This window comes from Paenibacillus sp. VCA1, assembly GCF_031583795.1.
Classification (GTDB): domain Bacteria; phylum Bacillota; class Bacilli; order Paenibacillales; family Paenibacillaceae; genus Paenibacillus_AQ; species Paenibacillus_AQ albilobatus.
This window is the reverse complement of sequence record NZ_JAVLSX010000005.1, coordinates 409,068-435,676: the sequence shown is the minus strand read 5'-3', so window position 1 is coordinate 435,676 and position 26,609 is coordinate 409,068. Positions and strand designations below refer to the sequence as shown.

Annotated in this window: 26 protein-coding genes; 3 read left to right on the top strand and 23 right to left on the bottom strand. The window is 51.9% G+C overall.

The genetic code is table 11. The annotated features are described in order from the left end of the window. Positions 1 to 352 precede the first annotated feature (352 nt). The 8 genes from RJP21_RS13905 to RJP21_RS13870 all read right to left on the bottom strand — a co-directional run bounded on the left by RJP21_RS13905 (position 353) and on the right by RJP21_RS13870 (position 4,471). Positions 353 to 1,024: a class I SAM-dependent methyltransferase gene (locus RJP21_RS13905; RefSeq protein WP_310859768.1), complete on the bottom strand. Its 672-nt coding sequence runs from the start codon at positions 1,022 to 1,024 to the stop codon at positions 353 to 355. Between the two features lie 202 nt (positions 1,025 to 1,226). Continuing rightward, positions 1,227 to 1,820 (bottom strand): hypothetical protein, encoded by a 594-nt coding sequence (locus RJP21_RS13900; protein ID WP_310859767.1) that lies wholly within the window; start codon positions 1,818 to 1,820, stop codon positions 1,227 to 1,229. Between the two features lie 17 nt (positions 1,821 to 1,837). After that, complete coding sequence (locus RJP21_RS13895) at positions 1,838 to 2,221, bottom strand: VOC family protein (protein WP_310859766.1); 384 nt, start codon at positions 2,219 to 2,221, stop codon at positions 1,838 to 1,840. An 18-nt stretch (positions 2,222 to 2,239) separates the two neighbouring features. Beyond that, on the bottom strand, positions 2,240 to 2,758 hold the full coding sequence (locus RJP21_RS13890; RefSeq protein WP_310859765.1) for a GrpB family protein: 519 nt from the start codon (positions 2,756 to 2,758) through the stop codon (positions 2,240 to 2,242). 102 nt (positions 2,759 to 2,860) lie between these two features. After that, a complete protein-coding gene (locus tag RJP21_RS13885) occupies positions 2,861 to 3,322 on the bottom strand; it encodes an NUDIX hydrolase (RefSeq protein ID WP_310859764.1) in 462 nt (153 codons plus the stop codon). A gap of 15 nt (positions 3,323 to 3,337) precedes the next feature. Next, on the bottom strand, positions 3,338 to 3,877 hold the full coding sequence (locus tag RJP21_RS13880) for an HAD-IIIA family hydrolase (RefSeq protein ID WP_310859763.1): 540 nt from the start codon (positions 3,875 to 3,877) through the stop codon (positions 3,338 to 3,340). A 12-nt stretch (positions 3,878 to 3,889) separates the two neighbouring features. Continuing rightward, entirely contained in the window at positions 3,890 to 4,033 is a 144-nt protein-coding gene (locus RJP21_RS13875) for a hypothetical protein (protein WP_201452065.1), read from the bottom strand. A 96-nt stretch (positions 4,034 to 4,129) separates the two neighbouring features. Beyond that, the gene (locus RJP21_RS13870) at positions 4,130 to 4,471 is read right to left on the bottom strand and encodes an HAD family hydrolase (RefSeq protein ID WP_310859762.1); all 342 of its coding nucleotides are present in this window, start codon (positions 4,469 to 4,471) and stop codon (positions 4,130 to 4,132) included. Between the two features lie 196 nt (positions 4,472 to 4,667). On the opposite strand from RJP21_RS13870, the gene RJP21_RS13865 reads away from it, so the two are divergent. Continuing rightward, a complete protein-coding gene (locus RJP21_RS13865; protein WP_310859761.1) occupies positions 4,668 to 5,102 on the top strand; it encodes a GNAT family N-acetyltransferase in 435 nt (144 codons plus the stop codon). Between the two features lie 128 nt (positions 5,103 to 5,230). Here the strand turns inward: RJP21_RS13865 and RJP21_RS13860 are convergent, their stop codons facing one another. The 3 genes from RJP21_RS13860 to RJP21_RS13850 all read right to left on the bottom strand — a co-directional run bounded on the left by RJP21_RS13860 (position 5,231) and on the right by RJP21_RS13850 (position 8,487). Then, the gene (locus tag RJP21_RS13860) at positions 5,231 to 5,890 is read right to left on the bottom strand and encodes an ArsR/SmtB family transcription factor (protein WP_310859760.1); all 660 of its coding nucleotides are present in this window, start codon (positions 5,888 to 5,890) and stop codon (positions 5,231 to 5,233) included. 96 nt (positions 5,891 to 5,986) lie between these two features. Next, the gene (locus RJP21_RS13855) at positions 5,987 to 7,312 is read right to left on the bottom strand and encodes an MFS transporter (protein WP_310859898.1); all 1,326 of its coding nucleotides are present in this window, start codon (positions 7,310 to 7,312) and stop codon (positions 5,987 to 5,989) included. 338 nt (positions 7,313 to 7,650) lie between these two features. Beyond that, positions 7,651 to 8,487 (bottom strand): AraC family transcriptional regulator, encoded by an 837-nt coding sequence (locus tag RJP21_RS13850; protein ID WP_310859759.1) that lies wholly within the window; start codon positions 8,485 to 8,487, stop codon positions 7,651 to 7,653. Between the two features lie 137 nt (positions 8,488 to 8,624). On the opposite strand from RJP21_RS13850, the gene RJP21_RS13845 reads away from it, so the two are divergent. Continuing rightward, complete coding sequence (locus tag RJP21_RS13845) at positions 8,625 to 9,908, top strand: Gfo/Idh/MocA family protein (RefSeq protein WP_310859758.1); 1,284 nt, start codon at positions 8,625 to 8,627, stop codon at positions 9,906 to 9,908. A 313-nt stretch (positions 9,909 to 10,221) separates the two neighbouring features. Then, positions 10,222 to 11,112, top strand: coding sequence for an AraC family transcriptional regulator (locus RJP21_RS13840; protein WP_310859757.1), 891 nt, complete (start codon positions 10,222 to 10,224; stop codon positions 11,110 to 11,112). A 127-nt stretch (positions 11,113 to 11,239) separates the two neighbouring features. On the opposite strand, the gene RJP21_RS13835 is transcribed toward RJP21_RS13840, so the two are convergent. The 12 genes from RJP21_RS13835 to RJP21_RS13780 all read right to left on the bottom strand — a co-directional run bounded on the left by RJP21_RS13835 (position 11,240) and on the right by RJP21_RS13780 (position 26,607). Then, positions 11,240 to 13,213 (bottom strand): glycoside hydrolase family 127 protein, encoded by a 1,974-nt coding sequence (locus RJP21_RS13835; RefSeq protein WP_310859756.1) that lies wholly within the window; start codon positions 13,211 to 13,213, stop codon positions 11,240 to 11,242. A 28-nt stretch (positions 13,214 to 13,241) separates the two neighbouring features. After that, positions 13,242 to 17,858 carry a discoidin domain-containing protein gene (locus RJP21_RS13830; RefSeq protein WP_310859755.1) on the bottom strand — a complete coding sequence of 1,539 codons (4,617 nt, stop codon included), beginning with the start codon at positions 17,856 to 17,858 and terminating at the stop codon, positions 13,242 to 13,244. Between the two features lie 7 nt (positions 17,859 to 17,865). After that, positions 17,866 to 18,741 (bottom strand): carbohydrate ABC transporter permease, encoded by an 876-nt coding sequence (locus RJP21_RS13825; protein WP_310859754.1) that lies wholly within the window; start codon positions 18,739 to 18,741, stop codon positions 17,866 to 17,868. Further along, positions 18,741 to 19,721 carry a carbohydrate ABC transporter permease gene (locus RJP21_RS13820; protein ID WP_310859753.1) on the bottom strand — a complete coding sequence of 327 codons (981 nt, stop codon included), beginning with the start codon at positions 19,719 to 19,721 and terminating at the stop codon, positions 18,741 to 18,743. The genes RJP21_RS13825 and RJP21_RS13820 overlap by 1 nt, the downstream gene beginning before the upstream one ends. Before the next feature lie 41 nt (positions 19,722 to 19,762). Continuing rightward, positions 19,763 to 21,148, bottom strand: a complete 1,386-nt coding sequence (locus RJP21_RS13815; RefSeq protein ID WP_310859752.1) for an extracellular solute-binding protein — start codon at positions 21,146 to 21,148, stop codon at positions 19,763 to 19,765. Positions 21,149 to 21,429: 281 nt separating this feature from the next. After that, complete coding sequence (locus RJP21_RS13810) at positions 21,430 to 22,212, bottom strand: alpha/beta hydrolase (protein WP_310859751.1); 783 nt, start codon at positions 22,210 to 22,212, stop codon at positions 21,430 to 21,432. A 48-nt stretch (positions 22,213 to 22,260) separates the two neighbouring features. Beyond that, positions 22,261 to 22,857 carry an HAD hydrolase-like protein gene (locus RJP21_RS13805; protein WP_310859750.1) on the bottom strand — a complete coding sequence of 199 codons (597 nt, stop codon included), beginning with the start codon at positions 22,855 to 22,857 and terminating at the stop codon, positions 22,261 to 22,263. Positions 22,858 to 22,886: 29 nt separating this feature from the next. After that, entirely contained in the window at positions 22,887 to 23,345 is a 459-nt protein-coding gene (locus RJP21_RS13800; RefSeq protein WP_310859749.1) for a GNAT family N-acetyltransferase, read from the bottom strand. 52 nt (positions 23,346 to 23,397) lie between these two features. Continuing rightward, positions 23,398 to 23,760 (bottom strand): hypothetical protein, encoded by a 363-nt coding sequence (locus RJP21_RS13795; RefSeq protein WP_310859748.1) that lies wholly within the window; start codon positions 23,758 to 23,760, stop codon positions 23,398 to 23,400. Between the two features lie 207 nt (positions 23,761 to 23,967). Continuing rightward, positions 23,968 to 24,345: a DivIVA domain-containing protein gene (locus RJP21_RS13790; protein WP_310859747.1), complete on the bottom strand. Its 378-nt coding sequence runs from the start codon at positions 24,343 to 24,345 to the stop codon at positions 23,968 to 23,970. A gap of 318 nt (positions 24,346 to 24,663) precedes the next feature. Then, complete coding sequence (locus tag RJP21_RS13785; protein WP_036707143.1) at positions 24,664 to 25,023, bottom strand: replication termination protein; 360 nt, start codon at positions 25,021 to 25,023, stop codon at positions 24,664 to 24,666. Positions 25,024 to 25,407: 384 nt separating this feature from the next. Then, on the bottom strand, positions 25,408 to 26,607 hold the full coding sequence (locus RJP21_RS13780; protein ID WP_310859746.1) for an acyltransferase: 1,200 nt from the start codon (positions 26,605 to 26,607) through the stop codon (positions 25,408 to 25,410). Between the last annotated feature and the right edge of the window lie 2 nt (positions 26,608 to 26,609).

Here is a 26,609-nt window from a genome sequence, read left to right as displayed (position 1 = left end):
TTTTTTGGCTGGCGCCGCCTTTGTGCGCTAAAGACAAAATTAAGTGGAACCGCGTTCCGATTATAAACGGAACATCGCTCCATTTGCAACACATTTTTAATCATCACTCGTTTATATTGAAAAAAAAAAGACACGCTAAAGAAGTGCTTGAGGTTTATCAAGCACTGGAGAGAACCATATCACCTATTAGCTTTACTACGGATTGGAAAATGATCTTACGTCAATTTCCGGCGCCTTTTACCGCATGAATCGATAACCACTGAGGGATGGCAGCCAAAGGATTATGCTCCCACTGGTATAATTTGTCGATCTCTTCTTGGGACATGTTCTCTCTTTCGCCGCTGACTTCAAATCAGTATGTATTGTATTCCGCATACATTTCTTCGACTCTTTTCATGTTTAGCCCGGACGATATCAGCGCATTCATGAAATCCTGCATACGCCACGCATACGTAGGAATTTCCCCGAAAGGGCCGATGGCATCGTACGGCTTGACGACGGTAATCACGTCCGTGCGATCTCCGAATGGACGAGTAAACGGATGTACATCGTACATCAGATAATGTCCCTCAGGCTTTAAAATTCTCGCTATATTCCGGTACATGGAACCCAAGTCGTGAATCCATACATGTACGCCATTGGAGGTATAGACCAAATCGTATTCGCCGCTTGGGATTTTGCTTAATGCCATCGTGTCGTCACAGATAAATTCAATACCCCAGCCATGTTTTCGCGCGATCGAAGCGCCGTTTTCGAGCTGCCGCTCCGAAATGTCCACCGAAGTCACGTTCGCTCCCATCAGATGAAACGCAAAAACGGCATGGTTATCCCCGCTGGAAGGAACGCAAACCCTTTTTCCCCGCAGGTCAGGCATCATTTCCCGAAGCATGTCATAGGTCGTATGATGAAAAGCGGATTCCGGGTTGGCAATCAGCTTCGCAATCCGTTCGTCCGAGCGGTATTTTGCAAAATCGGTATCCGACCAACGATTCCAGGCTTCTTTTATTTTTTCAAGTTTCTCCATATGAACGCCCCGATTCTTTTAAAATATGACGGCTCTATTTCATATTTTAGTTCCATTTTCAATCCTAAAGATAATAAAGAACAATTATATTTAAAGCGTCTCGTGCCCTCGTCAGCGCCTTTACGGCAAAAAAAAACCGTCCCTGCCATGCTACTAGGAACGGCCCGACTCATTTATAAGAAGCTCAGCATCTTCAAATCCATTACACGTTAGACTCGTCGAGGCATGCTTTCACCGAGCTCTCCAGCACCTCAATCACCTCGTCAAATCGTAGAATTTCCAATGCCTCGTCTTTGGCTTCATCCTTCATCGCAAAATCGGATTTTAAATCCCGGATCAATTCCGGAAGATACGTATAGTCAATTTCATCCATTCGGACGGCTTCCGCATCAAGCGGCTTCAAGGTCAAGGCATAACGGTCGATTAGCTTTCCGTTCAGCCGCCAAAAATCCCTGTAATATTTCCCCTGCGCTTCTTTCTTTTCCGGCTGGGGCAGCCATTTGATTTTTTTGTAATAGATCTCTTTCACCCAAATGTCGTCCGAGATCAAATGATAAAAATAACCGAGAAAAAAGGGATCTTTCATGTGATGCTCATATTTTTGGCAAAAACCGCGGTAATCGCAGGCAAATTCTGACTCCGTTTGGAGAATGATGAAATGGGAATCCTTTTTCGGTGCATTCATGTATTTATGGACGTCCGGCGCGATGCCGCCCAGCAAAAACTGATCGTCATCGATGCCCAGTTCCTGGGCCAGCAGCGTTGAAATGCAGTAATGCATCACTCTCGATCCCATATGCATTTCCCCCATTCCTAGTTATTCGGTTGAATGACGCCCCACATGTTTCCGCTTGGATCGATAAATTTTAGCACCCATCCAAAACCTTCATTTCGGTAAAACGTAATTTCGACGCCGAGTTCATGCAGATGGTCATGCAAAACGTGGATTTGGTCCGTGTTATACAGCAAAACCGGCATCGTTTGGCCGTTCACCGAAAAATTCGCGCCGGTTTCGTCATTTGTCTCCCATAACATGAGCATGGGCCCTTCTTGGAGCTTTAGAAACGCATGGCGATGTTCTTCGGAGACGCCCAGCACTTGAAAGCCGAGATGGGAAACGTACCATTCAGCGGCTTCGGATACATGTTTTACCGGAATTTGCATATGCTCCAATTTTTTAAGGACAGCTTTACTCATATCGAACACCTCGATGATTTAATTTTCATTTTCAGTCCGTGCCAACTCGATGATTTTGCGGATAAACGAACCCTTCGCTTCGGTATATTTCACCCGGTCATGCGGGTACTGCCGCGCGAGATGCTGTTTCAATCGAAAATATTCCTTTAAAGCCTCCGGATGGCGGATCAAATAATTACGAAACAAGAGCTGCGTGTTCCAATGTTCGCCCTCGTGCCGATAGACATGCAAATGATGCGTCCCCGCCCGCCACTCGCCCCGGCGAAAAAACCTTCTTTCCGGAAAATGCGGATGATCGACAAAATGGTATCCGATCCGTTCCAATCGGACCCGGTGCATAGGAGTTATTTCGTCCAGAGCAGAAACGCCGGCCATGATGTCGATGATCGGTTTTGCCCCCAAGCCCGGAACGGAAGTGCTTCCGATATGCTCGATCCCAAGCACGGTTCCGTCCAGCGCCTCGGCGATTTTCATCTTTTCCTGCTCGAATTCCAAAGCCCAATGCGGGTTATATTCGGAAATATTGACTTGTTCCATCTGTCTGCTCCATTCTGCCTTTATACATACAGGATCATCTATTTGGGCTCTCGTATTTTTATGATAAAAAATTTGATGCTTGCTGCAAAAGTTTCGCATCATTCATCGCACTAGTTCACGCCTCATTTCCAGAAACCTCTGGATGATAGGCCGATCCGGCGGGCTGATCGAGTCCGGAAGGCTGTCCAATCCAAAAAATCTTAACTCTTCGACTTCCTGTCCGTCTTCGGCAATTTCTCCGGAATAACGGCTGCAAACGTAAGCTGCAACGACATTGTAGACCTCGTCCCCATGCGGATATTTGTAATAAAGTTCCTGCCCCGAAAATACGGCGAGCAGTTCAAGCTCCTCAGCCAGTAGGCCCGTTTCCTCGTACAATTCCCTTTTGGCCACTTCTTCCATCGATTCGCCGGGCTCGAGGGAACCTCCGGGCAACCCCCAGCATCCGTTATCCTCCCGAAGCTCCAGCAGCAGATGGTGATCTTGAAGCAACAACACGCATGCTCCCGCCATGATGAGTGGGCGGCTTCCGACCGTTTTTCTGAGGTCCATGATATATCCCATATTTACGCCTCCTGTTTAGTCCTTCGTCCGTCCTACGATCCATTGAACGGCCTCCAAAATATCCGCGGCCACAAAATCCGGCTCCGTTTCTTTCCAGCGGTCGCGGAAAGCGCCCAATGAGCCTTCGCCCCAGCCTGTTCTTACCAATATTTTTTGGGCTCCCACTTGATGTGCGGCAAGCAGATCCGTGTCCCCCACATCCCCGATCACGACGCATTTCGATAAATCCAGGCCATGTTCTGCCGAGGCGCGAAGCAGCATCCCCGGTTTCGGCTTTCTGCATTCGCATTTTTCCGACATCCCGTGCGGGCAAATATAAGCGCCATGAAATCCCAATTCTTTAAACTGGTTTTCAAATTGTTCGATCGTGGCTTCTCCCCGGGAAATCCGGTGTTGATTCGTAAAAGCAAACACCTTGATGCGGTTTGCCTTCAATAGATCAATCGCCGATTGCGCATTCGGATATAGCGTAAAGTCGTCCGGGTGAACAAAATGGCCCGTCCCGCCGATGGTTCCATCACGGTCGATAAACACCGCTTCGATTTTGCTTTCCATAGATCCGACCCCCTAACCCTTTTTCAATTCTTTTAAAGTTTGGTTGATCTGATCCAATGATTTTTGCATCTCTTCCATTCGTCGAAGTCCGGAATACTGGTTTCCGATCACTCCGGCGAAAGCGATGATCAACACGACGACGAGCAATAAGATCACCGAAGATCCCTCCTTTCCGATCATGAACGGCATAAACTACGAAACCCGGCCTTGAATCTCGGATGTAGAAGGTCGGGTTCTCGGTTTGTATGCGTTTTACGATGTACAAAAAGAAAATGAGACCGCCCCCGCCAAGGAATCGGTCTTCAGCGACCATGGATGGCCTATTGCGCCATGCAGCGTATCAAGTGGTTTTGAGTCTTCATCGTTTTTATGTATTTTATTAGCTGCTCGGATCGCCTCATGGGGTTTGACTCCCAAACGCTGCAATGCGATCTGGAATATTTCGGCATCGGGCTTCCGAATCCCTTCCGTTTCGGAGATCAAAATTTCGTCAAAATAATGCCCGATCCCCAAACCATGGACATTATTCATCTGAAAGCGTCCGAATTCGTTGCTGATGATGCCATCCAAATCAAACAATACGGCTTGGATCATTTGTTTTATTCCCTCTCCCCACAGTTACTGATATAATGGCTGTTAAACGAAATGGATGTCTGCTCGCTTACGGACACCGACATGGAAATGAGTGGTGGATATGAACATTTATGCGGATTGGAGATATACCATTACCATCTTTGATATGCAATCGAAAGGAGCGTGATAATCAATCTAAAAAAAGGAGCATACCAAAATGCAAAACCGAAAAGCAACCGCCAATGACGTTAGCCTGATTATCGATATTTGGGAAAGGTCCGTCATGGCGACCCATCATTTTTTGAGCGTCGAAGACCGGCAGGAAATAAGAAAAGAAATCCCTTTGTATTTGCCTCATGTGGATGTCCGTCTGTGGTACGCCAATGGCGCCTGCATCGGATTTTCCGGCATCAACAACAACCACTTGGAAATGCTGTTCCTGGATCCTGGCAAAATCGGCCAAGGGTACGGACGGCAAATTTTGCATTCCCTGATCCGCGATTTTCATATCCAAACCATTGACGTCAATAAACAAAACGGGAATGCGGTAAGATTTTACTTGAAAAGCGGCTTTAAGGTGATCCGCGAGGATGCGACCGACAGCGCAGGCCGCCCTTATCCTATATTACATTTGAAATACGCAGATCATTAGAAATCATCTTACCCAGGCTGTCGGGAACTCGACAGCCTTTAAAGTTAATTGCCGGGTGTCTTCGTCCGACGGAGGTCAACGAACCTGAAATGAAAATGGGACTCCGCTTTGCGAAGCCCCTTGTGACCTTATTTCACCATGCTCGCGCCGTTCCGGTACTCCTCTGCAAGCCGGTATGCCGTAAATCCCTTTTCCTGCAATTTTTTGACAACCTCCGCCGAATATACGCAATAAGGTCCTCTGCAATAAGCGGCTACTTCCACATCCGGATCAAGATTTTGGATATAGGCGTCAATTTCATCGATGGGAACCGAAATCGCTCCCGGAAAATGTCCTTCCTCGTATTCTCCCGCGGGACGCACATCCAGCAAAATAATCGTTCCGGCTTCCAACTTCGCCATCACTTCATCCAGCGACAATGTCTGCATATCATCGGAATGCTGCAAAAAGTCTTCTTTGATTCGGGTTATTTCCGCCAACTGGCTCTCGGAAACACGCCATAGGGCAAGCAGAAAATCCGCAATCTCCGGGGAACTCAGCGAATAGATGACGTAAGTTCCCTGTTTGTGAAACTTGACTAGCCGGGCATCCAGCAAAATTTGCAAATGACGGGACACGTTCGCTACGCTCATTTCCGACTGCTGCGCCAGTCTTTCCACCGATTTGGGCCCTTGGGAAAGCAAGCTTAAAATTTCCAGCCGCTTGTCGCTGGACAAACATTTTCCGATCCGCGCATATTGCCGGTATAGTTCGTCTTTGAATTCTCTCGCTGAAGGTAAACTTTCCACCCTTCCTCCGCCCTTTCAAGTTCGTTCAATCAATTATACAAAGGGACTGGACACGAAACAATTTTCCTATTCATTCGTTGAGTAGTGCTGCATGGCTTAAGCTTCCCGATCCAATGATTGGCGCGGCCCAAGTGGCAGAGTGTCTTTCCGCTGTACGGAGCGCCGGCGAGACCAGATGACCACCGGGATCAGCAGCAGGGACAACAGCCCTCCCGCTAAAGCGAGCGTCGCGTAGCTCGAATTCGCAACGATCATTCCGGACATAGCGCCTCCGGAAGCCCCCGTCAAAGCGACCAACACGTCGATGGTTCCTTGGGTTTTGGCGCGGACCGCCGCAGGCGTCGCATCCACGATGATCGCCGTTCCGCTGATCAAACCAAAGTTCCAACCGAGCCCCAGCAATGCCAACGCAAGGATGAGGAGCGCCAAGGAACCGGCCGGCGCCCAAGCAGCCAAAAGGCCTGCCGCGAGCAAGGTAACGCCTGAAGCATAGGCCATAACCGTTCTTCCCCACTTATCGACCAACACGCCGGTAATTAAGGATGGCAGATACATGGCCGCAACATGGATGCCGATGACCAAACCGACTTCCGTCAAACCATGCCCGTGATGCTGCATATGAACGGGTGTCATGGTCATGATGGCCACCATCACGACATGGGTTAAAATCATGACCGTCGCCCCGACAACCGTCTTCCGGTAGTTTATGGACTGCGGTTGATCCTTTTCAATGCCGACCTGTTGATTCGCTTGCGGCGTTTTTGCCATCGCTTTGGTGATCAGGAATGGATCCGGCCGCAGAAATACCAGGAGCACCAAACCCGCGACAATAAACGCGGCTCCCGCAAGCAGGAAGGGACCCGCCAGCGCGGGAACGCCGATCCGGGTCGCAACACGTCCCATGGCATCAACGAGGTTTGGACCGGCAACGGCTCCGAAGGTCGTCGAAGTCAAAATGATGCTGATCGCTTTGGCACGCTCGCCCGGTTTGGCCAAGTCGGTGCCCGCGTAGCGCGCTTGCAGGTTGGAAGCCGAACCCGCGCCGTAAATAAATAACGAAACAAACAATAATGGAATATTCGACGCTACGGCCGCAACGACGACGCCTGCAGCGCCGAGCCCTCCTGTCAGAAAACCAGCCGCCAGTCCCGCGCGGCGGCCAAAACGTTGCGAAAGCCTGCCGATGATTAGAGCCGCGGCGGCCGAGCCAAGCGTCAAGAGAGCGGAGGGTACGCCGGCAAAACGGTCCGTTCCGAGCATATCCTGAGCCAGCAGCGCCCCGATCGTGATGCCTGCCGCCAGCCCCGCGCCGGCAAAAATTTGCGCAATCACGACGATAAGCAGCGTCCGTCTTTGAAGCTGCCGCAAAGTTGCCAGCGAATGTTCCGGCTGACTGGCGGAGCCGGCCAGGTCTCTTCCCATGTTCTTCGGCATAAGTCTTGATCACGTCCTTAGTATAATATTCAATTAATTAATTGAATTATAGAATACAAATATTCGATTTTCAAGATCATATTTACAGCATGTGCTCCTACTTTATTCCACGTTTTACGGGATGTCGGAACCCTAATGTCCGCAAACAAACACTAAAGGCCGATGGATCGGAAAAATCCATCGGGCTTTGCCGGCGTCGCTTAGGGCGATTAACGACGATTTAATGATATCCTCTGCCGCATCGGCAGCCCTTTTACAAGGTTAACCTGAGCCCGATCATCGTTCCGACAATGCCCGCTATGCTATAGGATGTCTCGGCGTACCCGTCATGTCGACGATTCCTTGGCGCTCGCCGGCAAGGTCCGCTGAAGCTTGCGGTATTGCAGCGGGGAACAGCCGTTCATTTTCCTGAACAGCTTATGGAAATTCGCAATCGTCCCGATGCCGGTACGTTCCGCCACCTCGATCATTTTGAGGTTGGTCTCCCTGAGCAGCCGCTGCGCCTCCCGAATGCGTACAAGCTGAACGTATTCCGCAAATCCGAATCCCGTGCACAGCTTAAACTTGCGGCTCAGGTAATACGGACTCACGAAAAAACGCTCCGCCACATCCTTCAGGTGCAGTTCCTCCCGGTAATGAGATCCGACGTATTCGGCCACCTCGGACATCGTCCGATGCAGGGCAGACGGCTGGGCCTCCGGTTCCAGCTGCTCCGTTTGCGCGCGAAATACGTGCACCAGCAGCTGCTTCAGCAGCGACTCCAGCATCATGTCGCGCCCCGGCGCATCCCCCTTCGCTTCCGCGATCAATTCCCTCACGAGCGCTTCTCCCTTATACTGATCCTGCGGAGCAAGAGTGACGACCCCGCTGCGTCCGTTTAACCCCGATCCTTCGAGCAGCGGCGCGGCGAAATTGATCACGACCCGCTCATGTTTCGGCGCCCCCGCGTCGATCGTCCGGTGAAGCTCCTCCTTTTCGATAAACACGAAGCTTCCCCGTTTCACCCGGTACGTCCGGTCCCGAATGAAATAATCCCGCTCCCCGCTAAACAAATAGTAAAGCTCGTATCCTTGATGCATGTGTTCGTTGATCATGCTGTAAAAGCCGGTTCGTTCCACGTGGTCGACCTGAATCGTTCCTGCGGAGTTATGGAAAATGTTCATGCGTGCGCCTCCGTTGTTGTGCAAGAATTGCGACTTTTGATGCGAAATGAGCAATGTTTATAGACGATTATACTCTATTTGCTGCGTTACAGTAGAAGAAACAGACGTAACTCAATCCGAAAAAAAGGAGGCTTCCCATGAAAAAAAAGTACGCGCTCATCGGCACCGGCGGCCGGGCGATTTTCTTTTACGGCGCACTCGCCAAAGATTTCAGCGAGACGTCCCGTCTCGTCGCCTTCTGCGACACGAACCAAACGCGGATGGATTACGCAAACAAGCTGCTGCGAGACCGGTTCAATCACCCTGAGGTCCCGACTTATAAATCCCATGAATTCGAGAAAATGATTCTGCGCGAGCAGCCGGACGCCGTTATCGTGACGACGATCGACCGGACGCATCATACCTACATCGTGAAAGCGATGGAGCTCGGCTGCGACGTCATTTCGGAAAAACCGATGACCGTGGACCAAGAGAAATGCCAGGAAATATTGGATGCGGTCAAACGGACCGGCAAGCAGCTTCGCGTCACGTTCAACTACCGCTACGCCCCGCACAACACCAAGATCCGCGAGCTCATCATGAACAGGGCAATCGGCGACGTGCATTCCGTTCATTTCGAATGGCTGCTTAATACGGAGCACGGCGCGGATTATTTTCGCCGCTGGCATCGCGACAAACGCAACAGCGGCGGCTTGCTCGTCCATAAATCGACGCATCACTTCGATCTCGTCAACTTCTGGCTCGGTTCCCGGCCCCAGACGGTTTACGCGCAAGGCTCCTTAATGTTCTATGGCAAGGAAAACGCGGAAAAACGCGGGGTCACCGAGTTCTACAGCCGGACCCGCGGCAGCGGAATCGCCAAAAACGACCCGTTTGCGCTCGATCTGGAAAAAAGCCCGCAGCTCAAAGGGTTGTATGCGGACGCGGAACATGAAGACGGCTACTACCGCGACCAAAGCGTATTTGGCGACGGCATCAGCATCGAAGATACGATGGGCGTCCTCGTGCGCTACAAAAACAAAGCGATCATGACCTACTCGCTGAACTGCTACATGCCTTGGGAAGGATTCCAGGTCAACATCAACGGCTCCAAAGGGCGCATCGAAATGAAAATCGTGGAGAAATCGTACGTCAACTCCGGCGGCAAAAAGGAAGACGAAGGGGCGCTCCAAACCAAAAGCATTAAAGTCATCCCGATGTTCGGAGAAGCGTACGAAGCGGACATCGTCGAAGGCGCAGGAGGCCACGGCGGCGGCGATCCGGTCATGCTGAACGACATTTTCGGGGTGCCGGCGGAGGATCCGTACAAACGCGCCGCATCCCACATCGATGGAGCGATGTCGATCCTGACCGGCATTGCGGGCAACGTTTCGATGAGCACCGGCCTCCCGGTGAACGTCGACGACTTGGTCAAGTTTTAACAAGTGCAAACATAACATGCGATTTTGCCGTTTTCGGCAAGCTTGGGCCTAAGTAAAACCACGGCTATAAGATTAACCCCGGGGATGATATCTCAGGGGTTTTTCAGGATGAACCGGGAACGTTGACATTATACCGTTTTCGAACGGCCGCGCTGCATACAGCAATTTGGGCCAGCTTGGCTTTTATTTGCGGTATTCCTGTCCCTTCTTCTTCCCTTCCATTGCGTACTTATTATAATATAATGGCAATGATATGAATTGCAGCGCTTACATTATGTTGCGCCCACCTCTAACAACGATAGAAGGAGCTCATATGGATACGCCAATCTTTCATTTTATAGCCCCGCCGATCCCCTATTTCATCGATTGCGGCAAAGCTGTGTTTGCCTGTGGCGAAAAACATATCAGCCGCAGCCACATCGGCGTGTTCGACCTGATCGTCGGCATGAAGGGTACCTTATCCGTCGGCGAAGACGGGAAAGAATGGATCGTGCGGAAAGGAGACATTCTCGTGCTGAGGCCGGACGGCCGTCATTACGGGCTGGCGCCATGCTCGGAAGCCACGGAAATTACATGGATTCATTTTCAAACCTTCGGCAGCTGGCAGGAGGGAAGCAGCATGGACGAATGTCTGGCTGGCCAACCCGGACTCATCGAAAATCATAAGAAAAACGCCTACTTAAACCATTGCGACGTCAACTCGATCTTCATCCCGAAATATTCCAAAATATCGGATAAAGCGCTGGAGGACATCGAGCAGTTTTTCCGGCTGGACCAGGAACCCAAGTCGCTGCGCAACTGGAAGCGCCAATCGACCTTTCAATTGCTGCTGCAGCATTTGGACCGCGACCTGACATCGCTATCCGACGCGACCGCGATCCAAATCGCCGACAACATCGAATGGTACATCCGCCAGCATTACAAAGAGCAGGTCAGCAATTCGTCCTTGCGCGAAGCGTTTAATTACCATCCCAACTACTTGGCCAAAAACATGCTGAAGGTATACGGCATGACGCCGATGGAATATTTGCAGCATTACCGGATCGAGCAATCGAAAAAGCTGCTGCTGCAAACCTCATGGACGATTGCCAAAATCGCCGAAGAAGCCGGTTATCAATCGGTTTCGTATTTTTCCTCGGCCTTTGCCCGAAAAGAAGGAATCTCTCCTTCCGAATTCCGGCGAAAATTCATTACGCATGCTTGACATCCCTAAAAAGAGAGGTTGGCTGCGTTCCTTACCCAGGTAACCTTTGCAAGGTCTCCATGTCATATCACGATTGAAAAAAAAGCGGCATGGCCGGCTTCTTCGCCTGCCATACCGCTTACATCCGTTATTGTTCCCTGACCCACACCCTCATTTCGCCTTCGCCGCGATTGGCCCAAGCATAATACGGAATGAACTTGGCCTTTGCGGGACGATATTCCGGCAATTCCCGTTCGCTGTAAAGCGCTCCGCCCCAAGTCTCCTCGTTCAAGCGAAAAGCATCGGCTTCAATTGCGATCATGCCGCCGAGCAGCTCTTCTTCCAGCAGGCTGAGGCCGCCCTTTTTCGGGAGAACGAGCTGATGCAAATGTTTTCCGTTATCCGCCTCCTCCAGGCAATAAACCAAAGGTCCCCGCTGGATGGCGACTTTGCCTGCATTCGCTTGAACTGCAGGATGGCTGTGAACCCTCATGATCGGCATTTCCAAAGACAACGCGATGACGTCCGAAGGGCTCCACTCGCGTTGGATGACGGCGTATCCGTTCACGACCTTCAGCCGTTCCGCAGGAATCGCCCGGCCGTTCACGCATATCGAAGCATTCCCGCCGCTCCAATTCGGGATGCGGAGTGCTACCGCAAAGTCCTGCTTTTGCTCTGGAACCACTTCGATCTTGATGTCGCCTTGCCAAGGATACCGGGACTCCTGCTTCAGCACCACGTTTGTGCCGTTCACCTTTAGGTTGGCTTCGCCCCCGATATATAAATGATGATAAATCGTATCTTCCTGAACCGAATAAATGTAGCTGCCCAAGGAAGAAAGCAGCCGGGCGATATTCGGCGGACAGCAGGCGCAGCCGAACCATTCCTGGCGGACGGGTTTCACGTGATCGTAATTTTTGTTTTTGCCGCCGCAGGATTTCGGGTTCACTTCAAGCGGATTGACGTAGAAAAAATGTTTTCCGTCCCGCGACATCCCTGCGATTACCGTGTTATAAAGCGCACGTTCCATGACGTCGGCAAACTGCGCGTCTTTTGTCGTCTGCAGCATGCGGTGAGCGAAAAAGATCAGGCCGATCGAAGCGCAGGTTTCCGCATAAACGGTATCGTTCGGCAGATCGTAGTCATACGAAAACGCTTCGCCGTGAACCATCGATCCGATGCCGCCGGTGATGTACATTTGACGGGATACGATGTTGTCCCACAACCGCATGCATGCGTCCAGCATCTCTTGATCGTGTTTCCTTGCCGCCACGTCAGCCATGCCTGCCAGCATATAAACAAGCCGTACTGCGTGCCCTACCGCCTTATCCTGCTCGCGGACAGGAAGATGACTTTGGTTATATTCCAGGTCCGTCGCCATATTCAGCCCCGGAAAATGCGTTTGTCCCCCGCGTTCATGCAGCTGCTGTTCGAAAAAGCTCGGCTTTTGCCCCCGTTCATTCAGGAAATACGCGCTTAAGTTCAAATAACGTTCGTTTCCGGTTACTTCGTAAAGCTTGACGAGCGCAAGCTCGATTTCCTGATGGCCGTCATAACCGCGCAGCTTGCCCGGCTCTGTCCCGAACACGCTGTCGATATAATCCGCGAACCTGATCACGACGTCCAGCAGCTTCCGTTTCCCTGTTGCCCGGTAATAAGCCACGCCCGCTTCGATCAGGTGACCCGCGCAATACAATTCGTGGCATTCCGCAAGATTCGTCCACCGGGCTCCAGGTTCTTTCAGCATAAAATAGGTGTTCACATACCCGTCATCCTGCTGGGCCAGCTCAATAATATCGATCATGCCGTCCGCAATTCCTTCTAGCTCCGGGTCCGGACGCGTATCCAACAAATAGGCAACGGCCTCCAGCCATTTCGCGACATCGCTGTCCTGAAAAACCATGCCGTAGAACTCTCCATCCATCATGCCAGCAGCGATTTTGAAGTTGGCCACCGCCCCGCTTGGTTCGGCGCTGTTCACCCTGTCATTGAGCGCTTCCCACTGGTAGGGTACGACCACGTTGCGGACCAGATCGAGGTAATAGCTCCAAAACGGATCGTCGATGTTAACATCGGAGAGATGCGCTTGCCGCATCGTTTCCGTCGTTTTTGAGTGATGCATATGATGTTCCTCCTAAGTCGTATCAAAACTATTTTTGAATTTGAACGTTTTCCAATGCCGTTTTTAGGCGCTCTGCAGCCGCCTTTATATCTCCTTCGGTCGCCGATTTGTCGTCTGCCACGGTCAGTGCGGAAGCGAAAGCGTCCTTTAACGCTTTCCACTGCTCCGGCGCTGCCCCATATTGCTCCTGATGATCCAAAACCTCGCGCGCCTGGCCGATCAAAGCTTTCAACTCCGACTTGTCGTACGTGACGAGGATCCGGCAGTTGGCCGATTGTTCGGTGCCTTCCACGCGTCCGAGCACGACAAAGGAGTGTGCCGTCGTCAGCTCGTTATACGGAACCTCGTTCCAAGTAACGGGTTTGGTGCCTTTCGTTTGGTCCGCAAACGTGACGTTTACGGTGGTCGGGAGCTTCGGCGCGACGCCGACGACCGTTTCGACTTCAACCGGTTCGACGCTCAAGACAGGCTTGTTTGCGGCATTTCCCGGATTTCCGGCAACGGCCTCCGGTCCGAGCACGCGCCATTCCTTGACGCCGGTCCAAGCTCCCGGCTGCCGGATCAGATGAAGGCGAAGCTGGGTCGTCGTAATATCGTCGAAAGTTACGTCATTAAAGCGGTCCTTTTTCATCGTTTTGTCGGACATGCCGGTTACCGGTTTGAAGGCTTTCGCCGTTTCATCCCAATATTCCAAGGCATAGTCGGCCGGAACCTGGACGCCGCCGCCGTCGTCGTAGAAGTAGATCGAGCTTGCCGACAGCTTCACGGGCCGATCCCAGGTGTACAGCAACCAATGGGATTCGGCCGGGTCGGCCCAGTTGCCATACTGCACCTCGGCGTCCGGTTTGCCGATGCTTGCGGATGTGTAAGGGATGTATCCGTCATTGACGCCGGCAATGGATTCCCACGGCGATACGTAGGAAGTCGTCGCCTTGGCAAGCAGCCCGACGTTTTTAACATTTAGCTCCTCAGCCGCCTGCCGTAATTTCGCCCGAACCGCCTCTACCTGCTCCCTTGTGAAATCCTTGCCCGCAAGCAATTCCTTCGCTTCGGTCAAAGCGATTTGCAGCGCATCCCAGGATTCCGGCGTGAAATCGTCCTTGTTCCGGACGATTTTCCCGTTGTCCCTTGGTGCATAGGCGGCAATCATATCGGCGATGTCCTGGGTCGGAACGGAAACGGTAATATGCACGTCAATTGCCGTTTCCTTTTCGCCATCGCTTACAGTTAACGTATACACATATGCGCCGACGTCATGGAAAACAGCCTTCAATTCGGCCCGATCCGTCTGCATTTCTTCCACGCTGCCGCTTCCTGACGTTTTGCTCCAACGATAGCTGAGCTCCTTGCCCGACAATCCGTCATCGTATATGGCGGGCAGGATCGATACGGTTTCATCCTGCGCAGCCGTCCGTTCGGTCTGTCCAATGTACACCTTAGGCGCCTGGTTGGCCGCCGAGGCCACGTTTTTAAGCTTGTTGTCATAGATTTGCACTTCCTTGATGCCTGTTTGGGCATCGAGCGCATGCGTCACCTTTAGGCGAACGGACTGCGTTTTCACCGTTTCGAACTCGACGTTGTTATAGTTGGAGGCGATCGTTTCGGGATAGCGGGTTTGGCCCTGAATCGGTCTCCACGTTTTGCCGTCCGAGTCCAAATATTCGAGCAGGAACTGCTGAGGCGTGCCGTAGCCCCCCTCGAGCCGGTCGTTATAGAAATACACTTTGACGTTGTTTACCGGCTTCTTTTTCCCGAAATTGAACGTTACCGCATCGGTTGCATTCGGACTTCCTCCGAGCAAAGCCGTATTGGCGGTATGGTCGGTCGAGGCGATCGTCGATCCGTCGGCCAACCGCTGGATATCGGATTCGGGGCTCACGTAAGTCGACGTAATCGTCGTTCCGGAAGCCATGGCCAGGTTTTCGCCTTGATGCTGAAGATCGATTCCGGCTTTGTTGAACAGGTCCACCACCCGCGGCTCGTCGGCAAGCGACGTGTCCTTCGCCGAGGCGACGCGTTCTTTTTTACCCTTTTTCTCGTACCAGATCTGCGTGCTCGCGTTATTGCCCGCCGCGCCTTCGATGTCCGATTTCGGCAGCTCCGCTTTTCCCGTTTTCGTATCGTAAATAACATGGGACATTTCGCTTGTCGTCAACACGCGCTCCCCGTTGATAAAGAGCGAAAAACCCGCCGGAATGCCTTTGTAATACGGATTGTTTTGGTATTTGGCCGGGTCCTGCCATACGATGGACAGGTTGGCGTCATGGTAACGCACGTTGTCCACCGCAAAATGGTCGTAATCGATGCCGATCGGCCACAGCTCGATTTTGTCGTCGGTTCTCGGCTGAATCCCCGCAATATCCTCCATGACCGTGTAATTCATCATGCCGAGCGTGTCGTGGTGAATCCACGATCTGACCATGTCCCCGCTCGGGTTCGGCGGATTGTCCTTCGTCCACTGCGTGCCGAAGAAGTAGTTTTCCAGCCAAAAGAACTCGTTGGAGTCCAGGTGGTCGGTATTCCCCGGTTCTACGGTATGCAGCCATGCACCCCATTCGAACAGCTTTTTGTAAGTGTCTGCGTTGATGTTGTCCACAGGGTAATGCCTCAATGACGCCCTAATCGTATTGATGTAGTTGCCGAAGTTGCACCAGGCGAATTGGTCCGTGCCGTAAGCGTCCGTTTTACCGTCCACAAAAGCCTGCACCCTTTTCATGATGCTGTGCTGATCCGCCGTGAAAAACGGAAAAATCGGATAATATTGCGGATCGCCGTAATCGGCCAGCTGGGTCAAATATTTGGACTGATAACCATTTTCCTTTGCCGTCGGCACGACCCCGAAATTAAACACGAACATGTTGTTGTCCCGCCAAGGGACGAAGGTATCGGCGCCGTTTACGATTTTTTTGTGGAGGAAGCTGCCTTCTCCCTTCGTGTCCGCTTTCCCGTCGCCGTCAAAATCCGCGCTGTCGAACCACATCTCGCCCAAAATGCTGCTGCGGACGTTGCCCGCAAGTTCGCGTTCCTTGTTGGCCGCGCTTTGGTCCCCAAGCTCGCCGTACATCTCCGCCGCAGCAACCGCGTTGGCATACGTCGTTGAGGTGCCGTCCAAACGGGCGTAATTGCCGCCGCCGTTCCAATGCATCGATACCGTATCCCCGTCGTTGCCCGTAATCGGGGCGTGATTATAATAGACAAGGTATGGATTGGTGCCCTTGAAGTGCTCCAGCGTTCCGGCGACGTCACTCGCGGAAATGTCGGCAAACTTCTTCAGCAGCTTATTCCCGCCGCCGTAGATTTTATAAGCTTCCCAACCCACTTGGGAGGTGTTTTGCATCATGTCCCAGGTCCAAATGTTCGGACGCCCCGGGTTGTTTTTGTAATTTTTGTTTTCCGAATATTCCCCTTGCGCGAGCCAGGTGCCGTAGGCATACACCGGGTTGCGCAGCCATTTGAGGTCCTGCATCGCCCATGGGACGCTGACGGTAATGCCGTTGTTGTATCCGAGCACGCCTTCCATGTTCATCGGGAACTGCCAGTCGTTCCCCGGGATGTTGGCTTCCAGCAGGTTAAACCGGTTGCACCACCAGCGGTAATAAAGCACCTTTTTTACGTTTTCGTCCGGAATGTCGATGTACGGAATGTTGTCGGCCCACCACTGGTTGTATTCCTTTACCTGACGTTCGAAGGCTTCGCCGTTGTCGGTGATCTTTTTGTATTCTTCGTATTGCGTTTTCGATTTCGGAATCTCGTCGGCCAGCCAGCCCATCGTAATTTTCTGCGAGGCGGAGCCGCCGGCCGGGACGACGATTTCCTTCACCAGTCCTTGATCGCCCGGTTTCATGCCGTTCCCGCTGAGGCGTACGTCGACATAGGACATCGCCTTGACGAACTTGCTGCCGTCGGTGCCGATCATGAGCGGAGCGGCCACCCGTTTGCCGACCATTTCGTCCCCTTCCGCGACTGCGGCAAACGGCGATTGCACCTTGATCGTCAGCTTGACGTCTTCCGAAGTCGGATTATGAAAGTCCAACAGCGTTACCGCCGAGTTGTAATAGGTGATGAATTTTTTCTGCTGCACCTGCAGCGGTCCGCTCATATACGTCTGATCTTCATGGCTCGGGTAATTTTTCCTCGCGTTTTTGTCTTCCCGTACGCCCCCGGTGGACAGGCTGACCGAATACATCACGTCCTGGTTGAGCGTATCCGCGTAATACACCTGCCCGGCAAATCCCAGCTTCGCATTGTCCTGGGTTTTCATGAACAAGGCGCTCCCGCGGCTGAACAGCGTGTTGGCGCCGCCCTCATCGTCGATGTCGTCCGGGATGACGCCCTTGTTGACGAGCAGGGAATCGAGCCAAGGCAAATCCTGATGATCCTTTTTGAACGCTTCAAAATCGAAGTTTTCGATGGTTTTCATCATTTGACCCACGGTTTCGCTGCTGAAATCCACGCCTTCGCTTGCAAATTTGTTGCCGCTGTCCCATGTGGCAGTTCCGAAATCATGCCCTACGCCCGGGACCTCGAATCCCGTCGTATAATTCGCCATAGCGGTCGATGCCGCGCCGCCGGACGCAAGCGCCACGCTGATGAGGGCCGCCGCCCCTTTTCCAAGCCATGTTTTGCCTGTTTTCACTGTATCCATGCCTCCTTTATCCTTTGATTCCCGTTAACGCAATCCCCTCAACAAAATACTTGTTGCCGATAAAAAAGAACGCAAGGCACGGCGCGGTGACGATGAGCGCAAGCGCCATCACCTGCTCGTAGTTCGGAATCCGCATGCCGTTGACGATATAGAGCCCCATCGGCAGCGTATAATCGGCCTCTTTTTTCAAATAAATCATCGTGTAGAAAAAGTCGTTCCAATTGTTGATGAAGCTGAACAGCGCCACCACGATCAATGCCGGGCGGATCAAAGGCAGCATGATTTTCAAATAAATGCGGAAATATCCGGCCCCGTCGATTTTGGCCGCCTCCAGCAGCTCATCCGGTATGGTCATGAAAAATTGCCGCAGCAAAAAGACGAAATAGGCATTCCCCCCTGCACAGAATATGGCCGGAATGATCAAAGCCGGTTTGCCGGCGAGTCCTAGGCTCGTAAACAAGGAATATTGCGGAATCAGCGTCACGGCGCTGGGCAGCATCATCGTGCTGATGACGAGCGCAAACCACATGCCGCGGAGCGGGAACCGCAATTTGGCGAAAGCATAACCCGCAAAGCTGGTCGTAATCACGTTAAAAACTACGTAAGGGACGACGATCGAAACCGAGTTCCACAGCTGCCGGGAAAAATCGATCCGGTCGATGGCCCGCTTGAAATTGTCGATGCTGAATGCCGACGGAAAAAACACCGGCGGACGCGCCAATATTTCCGCATGGCTGACAAACGAACCGCGCAGCAGCCAGTACAAAGGGAATGCCATCGCAAGCCCGAGAACAATCGAGAGGACAATCAACAGACGGTGAATCGTCTTTTTCCGCGCTTTGGTTCGGCGGATGCCCGCTCCATGAATCGCTGTCGCTGCCATTATGCTCTCCCCCTTCGGTTTCGCACCGTCGACTTATCCCTTTTTAGCGCTCCTTGAAAATAAAACAGGATGCCGGTAATAACCATCGTAATGAGGAAGACGAGCCAGGCTTCGGCCGACGCGAGCCCGCGCATGCCCGTCTGCACGAAGGAATGGTCGTAGATCATCAAGTTGATGAAATAAGTCATCCGGTCCGGCGCGCCGTTCCGCGACAGCACCACGCTTTGGGTGTAAATCTGGATCGACGTCATCATGCACATGATAAGCTGGAAAAACACCACCGGTTTGATCGTCGGATACGTGACCTTGGCAAATTTATGCCAGGCATTGCCCCCGTCCATTTCGACCGCTTCGAGCAGCTCGCCCGGCACGTCCTGCAGCGTTGCCAGAAACACGACGATCGTCCCGCCGCAGGTCCATAAGCTCATCAGAAACAACGTGCCGAAGATGTTGGTCGCGTCGTTCAAAAAATCTAACGGCGTCGCCCCGAGCTTCAGCAGCAGCCAGTTGACGAGCCCGCCCTTGGCCTGATTTTGCAGCAGCATTTGCCAGACGATGGTCGTGGCCAGCATCGGGATGACCGAGGGCAGAAAAAATACGGCGCGCAGCAAATTTCGGCCTACGAATTTCCGGTTTAGCAGCAGCGCGACCGCCAGGCAAAACACGATCACCAAAAACACGTTGATGAACGTATAGATCAGAGTAACGGAGATGGACTTGCCGAATTCGGAGCCGGGACCGTAAAAAATCGTTTTGAAATTGTCCAGCCCGATCCATTTCATGACTTGATGGCCGCCCATGATCGTGATTTTGTGGAAGCTGTACACCAGGCTCGCCAGCATCGGGTACAAGGTAAGGATGAGAAATCCCAGTATCGCGGGAGCGGCAAACAAATAACCGGCGACGGCTTCTTTGGCGCTCCCTTTGAGACGCGAATGCTTCGGAACGATGTTTTGGCTGGTGTTGCGTTTGATCTCCATATCCAATAGCCCTTTCCTTACTGAATGTGAATGACTCCCGGCTACTCCGAAACCTTGCCGCTTTCCCACAGCTTTTTAATCGCCGGCATGACGGACGCGTACACTTCCTTGACCGTTTTTTGGCCGGATAACGCCTGGTCGATTGCCTTTTCGTATTCCGTGTTCATCCGCAGATAAGCGGGCACGTAATAAGCAGGCCATTGCACGATGGCGTCTTTGGCGTTGGAATAGCTCAAAATCGTTTCCTTGGCGCTGACTGGCAAATCGGCCGTCCACTTATCGACCAACGCGGCATCGGTGTACCAATCCGCCTGGTTCGGAAGCCATGCCCCGGATTTCAACAGATCCAGGCTGTTTTCCGGATTCACCATATAAGCGTAAAACTTCTTCGCTTCTTCGATATGCTTGGAAGATTTATAGACGACAAGCGGCGCGCCGCAGTTCATCGTGACGGCCTGCTTCATCTTCGGCAATACGCCTACCCCGATGTCTTCGTTTCCGTTGATGTTCGCCAGATCCCAGGAGCCGCTGATGGCCATCGCGTAACCGCCGCTCAAAGCGTCCACCGCCGAACCGATGCCCGAATTCCATGTGTAGGTGAAGCTGGAAGCCACCTTGTCCTTATTGACCAGGTCCGCCAACTTCTGAATGCCGTCGATGGATGCCTGCGAATCCCATAAAAACTGCTTGCCGTCCGCCGAGACGACGCCTCCGCCGTTTGCGTTGGCCGCCCAGAAATGGTGGAACTCGCGGCCCGCCGTGAACCCAATCCCGTAATTTTCCGTTTTGGCCGCCTCAAAGCCGGTATCGGCCGCCGTTTTGCCGCCCGTGTCCGTCGTCAAGGCTTTCGCGTATTTCACGAAGGTATCCCAATCCCAGGCGTCTTCGACCTTGGTCGGAGGATAAGGAATCCCTGCCGCGTCGAATTTGGATTTGCTGTAGAAAAGCAGTTCCATTTGGTTGGACAACCCGACGCCGATCACCTTTTGGTCCGGGGAATGGATCGTGATGGCATCCAGCTTTTTCGGAATGGTTCCGTTATCCATCAGATCGCCGATATCCGCCAAAATGCCCATTTCGTAATATTTTTGGATGTCGCCTTCGCCCATGTAGCTGATGTCCGGCAGTTCGCCGGATTCCAGCCGCGTCTGAATGAACGTATCGAACGTGCCATCCGCAGGCAGCACCTGGGCATGGACCTTGACCCCCGTTTCCGCGGTATATTTCTCGATCGTCTTTTCCACCAGCTGTTTTTGCGCATCGTCTCCCCAATACAGCAGCTCCAGGGTAACGTCCCCGCCTTTGGCTTCGGTACCTCCTGCCGCCCCGGTTGCCTGCGGCTCATCCTTCCCTGCGCCGCCACAGGCCGCCAAAGCCAGCATCATTGCCGCCAGCGTTAAAGATAACCATCGTTTGCGAAATTTCATGTCCTACTCCCCCGTTTTTTGGATTTTGGATGTTCATTCTGCAAATCTCTCAACGCTTGGTAAGCGCTTTATTTATTAACTATACCGGTTTTTGCCGGATATAAAATCTTCGATTCCAACCACAATTTTAGAAATCTCAACCTGTTGTCCGGCACTATAAACGCCGGTCCTCATCCATAGATTCAGAGGATCGGGAGGGAGGCGGGCGTTTTCGGACGACAAAAAAACCTGTTGCTGCCAACAGGTTTTTGATGCTGAACTTCTAAAGTTATCATGCCATCCTACAAAAAGTGTATCTCTCTTAGATATCCTTCGATCTCCCGCTTCGTCTTTTCAAAATAAACGTTTTCATGCCGCCCGTAATTAAAAAAGCCATGCTCCATGCCTTCATAAGTAAGAAAGCGAATTTCATTCCCGGCTTCGTTCATCCGCGCCGTGAATGCCTGGTCTTGTTCGCAGTCTTCGTCCGCTGTCCCGCACATCCAAAGCGTCGGGGGCAGACACGGTTTTATATGATGAAGCGGCGACAAGCTTTCCGCAATGTCCAGCAGCTCGGGATAACGGCGGGTCATGATGTCCACCCCATCCATCACGGCGGAAAACACGATCAACGCGTTGGCGCGATGATCCGTATCGTTATCTTCATCGTCGATCTCCGGAAACATGTGGGAGGAAACGGTGATATATCCACCCGCCGAAGCGCCGCAAACGGCGATTTTATTCGGATTAACGCCTAATTCCGCATGATGGTCCCTCACCCAACGGACGGCGGATTTGACGTCGCAGATGGCCTGGATCGGGGTAAATCCTTCGTCATGCCCGTTGCGGTAATCGACGCAAATCGCGACCAGCCCGATAGACGAAAAGTATTTCGCCTGATGCTGGAACTGCGCCGGCGTCAATGGACCTTTCCCAAAGCTTCCCCCGTTAAAAAACAAAATCGCCGGCTTCTCCGATTCCGCGCTGTGTTCCTCGGGATAAAAAATATACAGCGACAGATCGCGATGTCCTGCGGACTTGTACGTTTTTTGCATCAACGGATAATCGAATTCGATCGTTCTCATGCCCGGTTCCTCCTTGAAGCCGTTTTACGAAAACATCAACATGTATATCTAGGATTTTGCCTTTGATTTCTTCCCGCTGAATCCATAATCTTTTATAACCTCGAAAAAATCCTCATACCGCTCCAAATAGAAGTCCGCTCCCGGCGTCCGATTTTGGAACAAACAGGTACTGATGCCGATCGCTTTTGCTGGCAAAATGTCGATCTCGCGGTCGCCGATGGCCAGGTCGAGTCCATATTCGTCATGCAAAAATCGATACGATGCCGGGTCCGGCTTGCGCGGGAAACCGTCGTCCCCGGCGACGATATGCCGGAAATAGCGCTCCCATCGATAATATTCAAGGATTTCGAGCACTTCTTTCCGCGGTTTATGCGTCATGATGACGTTGAGATCCGCAAACCGCAGAACCTCTTCCACGCCCGAAAAAGGCGGCGTCTCGCCCGGATGAACGGTTTCCCTGTTTCTCCAATCGCGAATCTGCTGTTCCGTAAATCCAAAATGCCGGGCCGCATGGGTCATCGAGATTTTGAGATGGGAGTAGATCTCCTCTTTCGAAATGTCCCCGCCCAATATGTCATAAAAAATATTCGTAAAAGCCGGATATGTATCAAACAACGTCCCGTCGAAATCCCACAAAATGTTCATCCCGCGGTTTCCTTTCTTCTCCCGTAAATTTATACCTTTAGGAAATAATGAAAAAATTCGTCGTCGCGCTTGTATCCCAGCCCCTCGTAACATTTTTGGGCCGCGGCATTGTCGGTTGCGGTGCTTAGCTCGAGGCCCTTGGCTTTGGTTAATGCGGCAAATTCCTTGGCTTGATTCAACAATTTCGTGGCAATGCCCTGTTTCCGATAGTCGGCGCATACGAACAAGTCGTTTAAAATCCAAGTCCGCTGCAAGGAAATCGACGAAAAGGAAGGGTACAACTGCGTAAACCCGACGATTTGGTCCGACGGCCGATGCTTCGCCAAAAAGATGACCGACTCCCGGTGCTCGAATTTATCGAACAGAAATTGCTTCGCGGCCTCCAGGTCCGATGCTTGTTTGTAAAACACGCGGTATTGGTCGAATACGGGAGCCAGTTGCTCCAGGTCTTTTACGGTTGCTTGCACGATAAGAATTGGGTCATCCATCAATCTCCGTCTCCTTCTGGGCAAAATAACGATTGGTTGATTGAGCGCGCTTTTAATGTCCCTGCTTATATAAAAAATCGCTGACGCTGGATGAAAAGACAAATACGACGGATGTCGCGATTTGAAGCAAAAAAGCTGCCGTCGCAAAAATCCAAAGATTCATCGGTAAAGGGGAGATGACTGCTTTTCCCGCCCATGCCGCGATAAGCATAGCGATATTCCATACCGTGAAGATGACGAACGCCCATTTGGCTTTTTTAACGCCGCAATAGATTAAAATCATCGTCACAATCCAAACGGCGGTTCCAAGAAGATTTGTGAAAATGCCTTGGGCCAGCCTCAAAATTTCCACGAGCAAAACAAGCAGCAGATTGGAACCGATCAGCGTCAGCGCTATTTTCTTGCCTTTGTTCACCTGCTGTACAATAAAATCATCGGTCGGTTTAATCGCAATCCATCCTTTCGTTCATTCGCCTGCACTTCAAGCAGAATACCTGCCCTTATTTTACCACCATGTAACAGCCCTTCCCACTTCTTATTTTTGTGGGCTGCAAAACAAAACCCCCAAAAAGCTTCCGCTTCTTAGGGGGCATGATAACACACGTATGTAGGGCTTTAAGGATTATTCTACAAAAAAGTCGGGTTCCGGACGGATCTTCGTTTTCAGCTGTCTGAGATTGTACTCCATTTTGAGCACGATCTCCTCGATTTGCTTCGGATCGATCGCGAACCGGTCGGGTTCGGGGCGGGAGCTCGACTTCATTTCGCGCAGCGCAACCTGCTGCTCCTGCCATTTGTCCATCAGGTCCGAAATCGTTGCGTAAAATCGTTCATAATCGCTAATAATTTCATCCAGGTAGGAATCCACTTCTTCGGGATCGTATCCTCTAAGCTTGGTGCTGAACACTTTTTCGTGAATCGAAAGTGCATCTAAATGTATCCCCAGCTGCTTAAACAGCTTTCTCTGTTTGTCCAGTCGGCGCTGCATATGTTCATCCATTGCCTATACCTCCAAATCGGTTGCGACTCAAAAAAGGGGCGTCGTTGTTCCATTATATACTTCCCCATTCATTTTTATATCACAACCTGGGCCAAGATGAAAATGGTTGGACGCTTTTTTGGAAGAAATTTCAATGCTGCAAGCGTTTTTTTGGCTGGACCCGGCCCTATTCATACCGAACCCCCGTTAACCGCACCTCTTGTCGCGGGCAATTCCGGCAGCAATGACGGCAATTCTGAAGCAGGCGGTACATGAACTCCACGAACGGTATGGTCGAGCATCCGGCGCCGCAGATCGAAAACGGCCTTGTCGAGCGGATCAATAATTATCTTTTACCGCTTTGTTCAGCATGCCAAGGCAGCGGTCCAGGTCCGCTTTCACCTGTTTTTTGTACAGCTTCGCTTTTTCATGGCCGTCTTCGGTAAAATGGTACAACACGATCTCCTGAAAATCCACCCGGGGGTCGTTGCCCTTCAGCTGCTTCGTCCGGTAAAAAACGCCCTCCTGCACCAGCTCATGCAGCGCGCGGTATATTTCGCTTTGCGGCGGCGAGTAGCCGAATGACTTGAATTCCTGCCTCATCTCTTCGAGCATCTGATAGCCGTATCCCCGATGCTGCTCCACCATCGTGATCAAATACGTTTTAATAAAAGCGCGCTGGGCAATCATAAAAGCCATCGCCGCTTCCCCCCTTACTCCTGTTCCCTCAAATCTTGCATTGATACCATTATAAACAACTATTTTCAAAATTGCATGACATGAAACATTCGACGAAAAACTGCCTCCCTTTTGGCGCAAACGCTTGACTTGACGACTTCATGGAAACGGCGGCATAAAAACGTAAACGTCTACAGCTTGCAAACCGGCCATATTCCCGTTAGAACCAACCTGGAAGCAAGGCGAAATGCGGGTGAGCAGGCAATGCGCATCGAAGCTTGGGTTTTCTATTATGAATTTTTCATGTATTGAAATTATACAACATCTGCGCATAAAAATGCCCCTGCTTGTACCGGTTCCCGTTTGGGGAGCTTCCAACAAAGCAGAGGCAAAAACGGATTTTTGTCAGTTCCCGTCGAAATGGCGTACCGTTTGCTGGGCTTGCGCCGGAACGGACATTCGTTTTTTTCCGGGAAGCGAAGAGATTCCGGCCGTCCATTTTCCGAAAGGCAAGTAGGATAGCGCGATGGTCACCCCGTAAGACAAAACGGCGCAGATCAGGAATGACATCAGCATCCGCAGCGTGACGTTCCATCCGGCAAAAAGCCAAGCGTCGACCTTGTAGCTTTGCCGAAGCATCAGCGCATGGGCCAAATAAGCGCCGTACGAATACCGGCCAAGCCCATTCATCACTTTACGGCTGATCGGGCCCGCCGCTTCCGTCCAAGTTTTGGACCAGGCATAAAACACGAAAATCGAGCTGGTCAAAAACAGCGTCATCAGCGGCCGCAGCAGGCTGAGCCCGTTAAAGGAAATATGCAGTCCATCCGGGGACGAAAAGCTGTGCACCGTGACATACGTATAATATCCGAACAAAACGGCGAAAACGGCCAAATACGCCGCCTTCCCCCGGCTCAGCCAATAAGTCCACCGTTCCGGGGCCATTCCGGCCGCCGCGCCGAGAATGAAATAAAAAGCGAAATACAAAAAATTACGGTCGGCATACGCCGTAAAAAACGGGGTCAGGAACGGGATATCGGCATCCGCCATCATTCCCGAAATCCGGAACAAATTGTATACAAGCAGCAGGCATAACAGGCCGGCTCCCGCCAAAGCCGCGGCACGCCACTTAAACGGCACCCGTTTGGCGCATGCGCGCATCAACAACCGCAGCACCGGGAACAGCAAATAAAATTGGAAAATCATAACGATATACCATAAATGATAGCTGTTTTTGCCCGTCACAAGGTTTGCCGCCCAGGTTCCGGCCCGCTGCCCGACATCTCCTCCCCAGCCTGTACCGACCGTAAAATAAACCGCCGACCACAATATATAAGGGACCAGGATATCGCTGAACCGCTTGCGCAAAAACGAGCCGTACCGAAGCTGCCCGTCGTAGTTATAAAACAAAACCATGCCCGTAATAAAAATGAACACCGGCACGGCGAATTTGGCCGCGAGCAGCAGGATGGTCATCAGCACGCCGTCTTCCATCCGGGCTTCCTTCAGGCCGCCGTAGTGGGCGATCGCATGCTGAAGCGCAACGGCCAGAAAGGCCAAGCCGCGCAGCAGTTCGATTTCATTGATTCTGGCTTTTTTCGGCATGT

Excerpts from the sequence above, each read along its gene's own strand:
- RJP21_RS13905 (WP_310859768.1), bottom strand. The coding sequence starts at position 1,024 with ATGGAGAAACTTGAAAAAATAAAAGAAGCCTGGAATCGTTGGTCGGAT.
- RJP21_RS13900 (WP_310859767.1), bottom strand. The coding sequence starts at position 1,820 with ATGGGATCGAGAGTGATGCATTACTGCATTTCAACGCTGCTGGCCCAG.
- RJP21_RS13895 (WP_310859766.1), bottom strand. The coding sequence starts at position 2,221 with ATGAGTAAAGCTGTCCTTAAAAAATTGGAGCATATGCAAATTCCGGTA.
- RJP21_RS13890 (WP_310859765.1), bottom strand. The coding sequence starts at position 2,758 with ATGGAACAAGTCAATATTTCCGAATATAACCCGCATTGGGCTTTGGAA.
- RJP21_RS13885 (WP_310859764.1), bottom strand. The coding sequence starts at position 3,322 with ATGGGATATATCATGGACCTCAGAAAAACGGTCGGAAGCCGCCCACTC.
- RJP21_RS13880 (WP_310859763.1), bottom strand. The coding sequence starts at position 3,877 with ATGGAAAGCAAAATCGAAGCGGTGTTTATCGACCGTGATGGAACCATC.
- RJP21_RS13870 (WP_310859762.1), bottom strand. The coding sequence starts at position 4,471 with ATGATCCAAGCCGTATTGTTTGATTTGGATGGCATCATCAGCAACGAA.
- RJP21_RS13865 (WP_310859761.1), top strand. The coding sequence starts at position 4,668 with ATGCAAAACCGAAAAGCAACCGCCAATGACGTTAGCCTGATTATCGAT.
- RJP21_RS13855 (WP_310859898.1), bottom strand. The coding sequence starts at position 7,312 with ATGGGAAGAGACCTGGCCGGCTCCGCCAGTCAGCCGGAACATTCGCTG.
- RJP21_RS13850 (WP_310859759.1), bottom strand. The coding sequence starts at position 8,487 with ATGAACATTTTCCATAACTCCGCAGGAACGATTCAGGTCGACCACGTG.
- RJP21_RS13845 (WP_310859758.1), top strand. The coding sequence starts at position 8,625 with ATGAAAAAAAAGTACGCGCTCATCGGCACCGGCGGCCGGGCGATTTTC.
- RJP21_RS13840 (WP_310859757.1), top strand. The coding sequence starts at position 10,222 with ATGGATACGCCAATCTTTCATTTTATAGCCCCGCCGATCCCCTATTTC.
- RJP21_RS13835 (WP_310859756.1), bottom strand. The coding sequence starts at position 13,213 with ATGCATCACTCAAAAACGACGGAAACGATGCGGCAAGCGCATCTCTCC.
- RJP21_RS13830 (WP_310859755.1), bottom strand. The coding sequence starts at position 17,858 with ATGGATACAGTGAAAACAGGCAAAACATGGCTTGGAAAAGGGGCGGCG.
- RJP21_RS13825 (WP_310859754.1), bottom strand. The coding sequence starts at position 18,741 with ATGGCAGCGACAGCGATTCATGGAGCGGGCATCCGCCGAACCAAAGCG.
- RJP21_RS13820 (WP_310859753.1), bottom strand. The coding sequence starts at position 19,721 with ATGGAGATCAAACGCAACACCAGCCAAAACATCGTTCCGAAGCATTCG.
- RJP21_RS13815 (WP_310859752.1), bottom strand. The coding sequence starts at position 21,148 with ATGAAATTTCGCAAACGATGGTTATCTTTAACGCTGGCGGCAATGATG.
- RJP21_RS13810 (WP_310859751.1), bottom strand. The coding sequence starts at position 22,212 with ATGAGAACGATCGAATTCGATTATCCGTTGATGCAAAAAACGTACAAG.
- RJP21_RS13805 (WP_310859750.1), bottom strand. The coding sequence starts at position 22,857 with ATGAACATTTTGTGGGATTTCGACGGGACGTTGTTTGATACATATCCG.
- RJP21_RS13800 (WP_310859749.1), bottom strand. The coding sequence starts at position 23,345 with ATGGATGACCCAATTCTTATCGTGCAAGCAACCGTAAAAGACCTGGAG.
- RJP21_RS13790 (WP_310859747.1), bottom strand. The coding sequence starts at position 24,345 with ATGGATGAACATATGCAGCGCCGACTGGACAAACAGAGAAAGCTGTTT.
- RJP21_RS13785 (WP_036707143.1), bottom strand. The coding sequence starts at position 25,023 with ATGGCTTTTATGATTGCCCAGCGCGCTTTTATTAAAACGTATTTGATC.
- RJP21_RS13780 (WP_310859746.1), bottom strand. The coding sequence starts at position 26,607 with ATGCCGAAAAAAGCCAGAATCAATGAAATCGAACTGCTGCGCGGCTTG.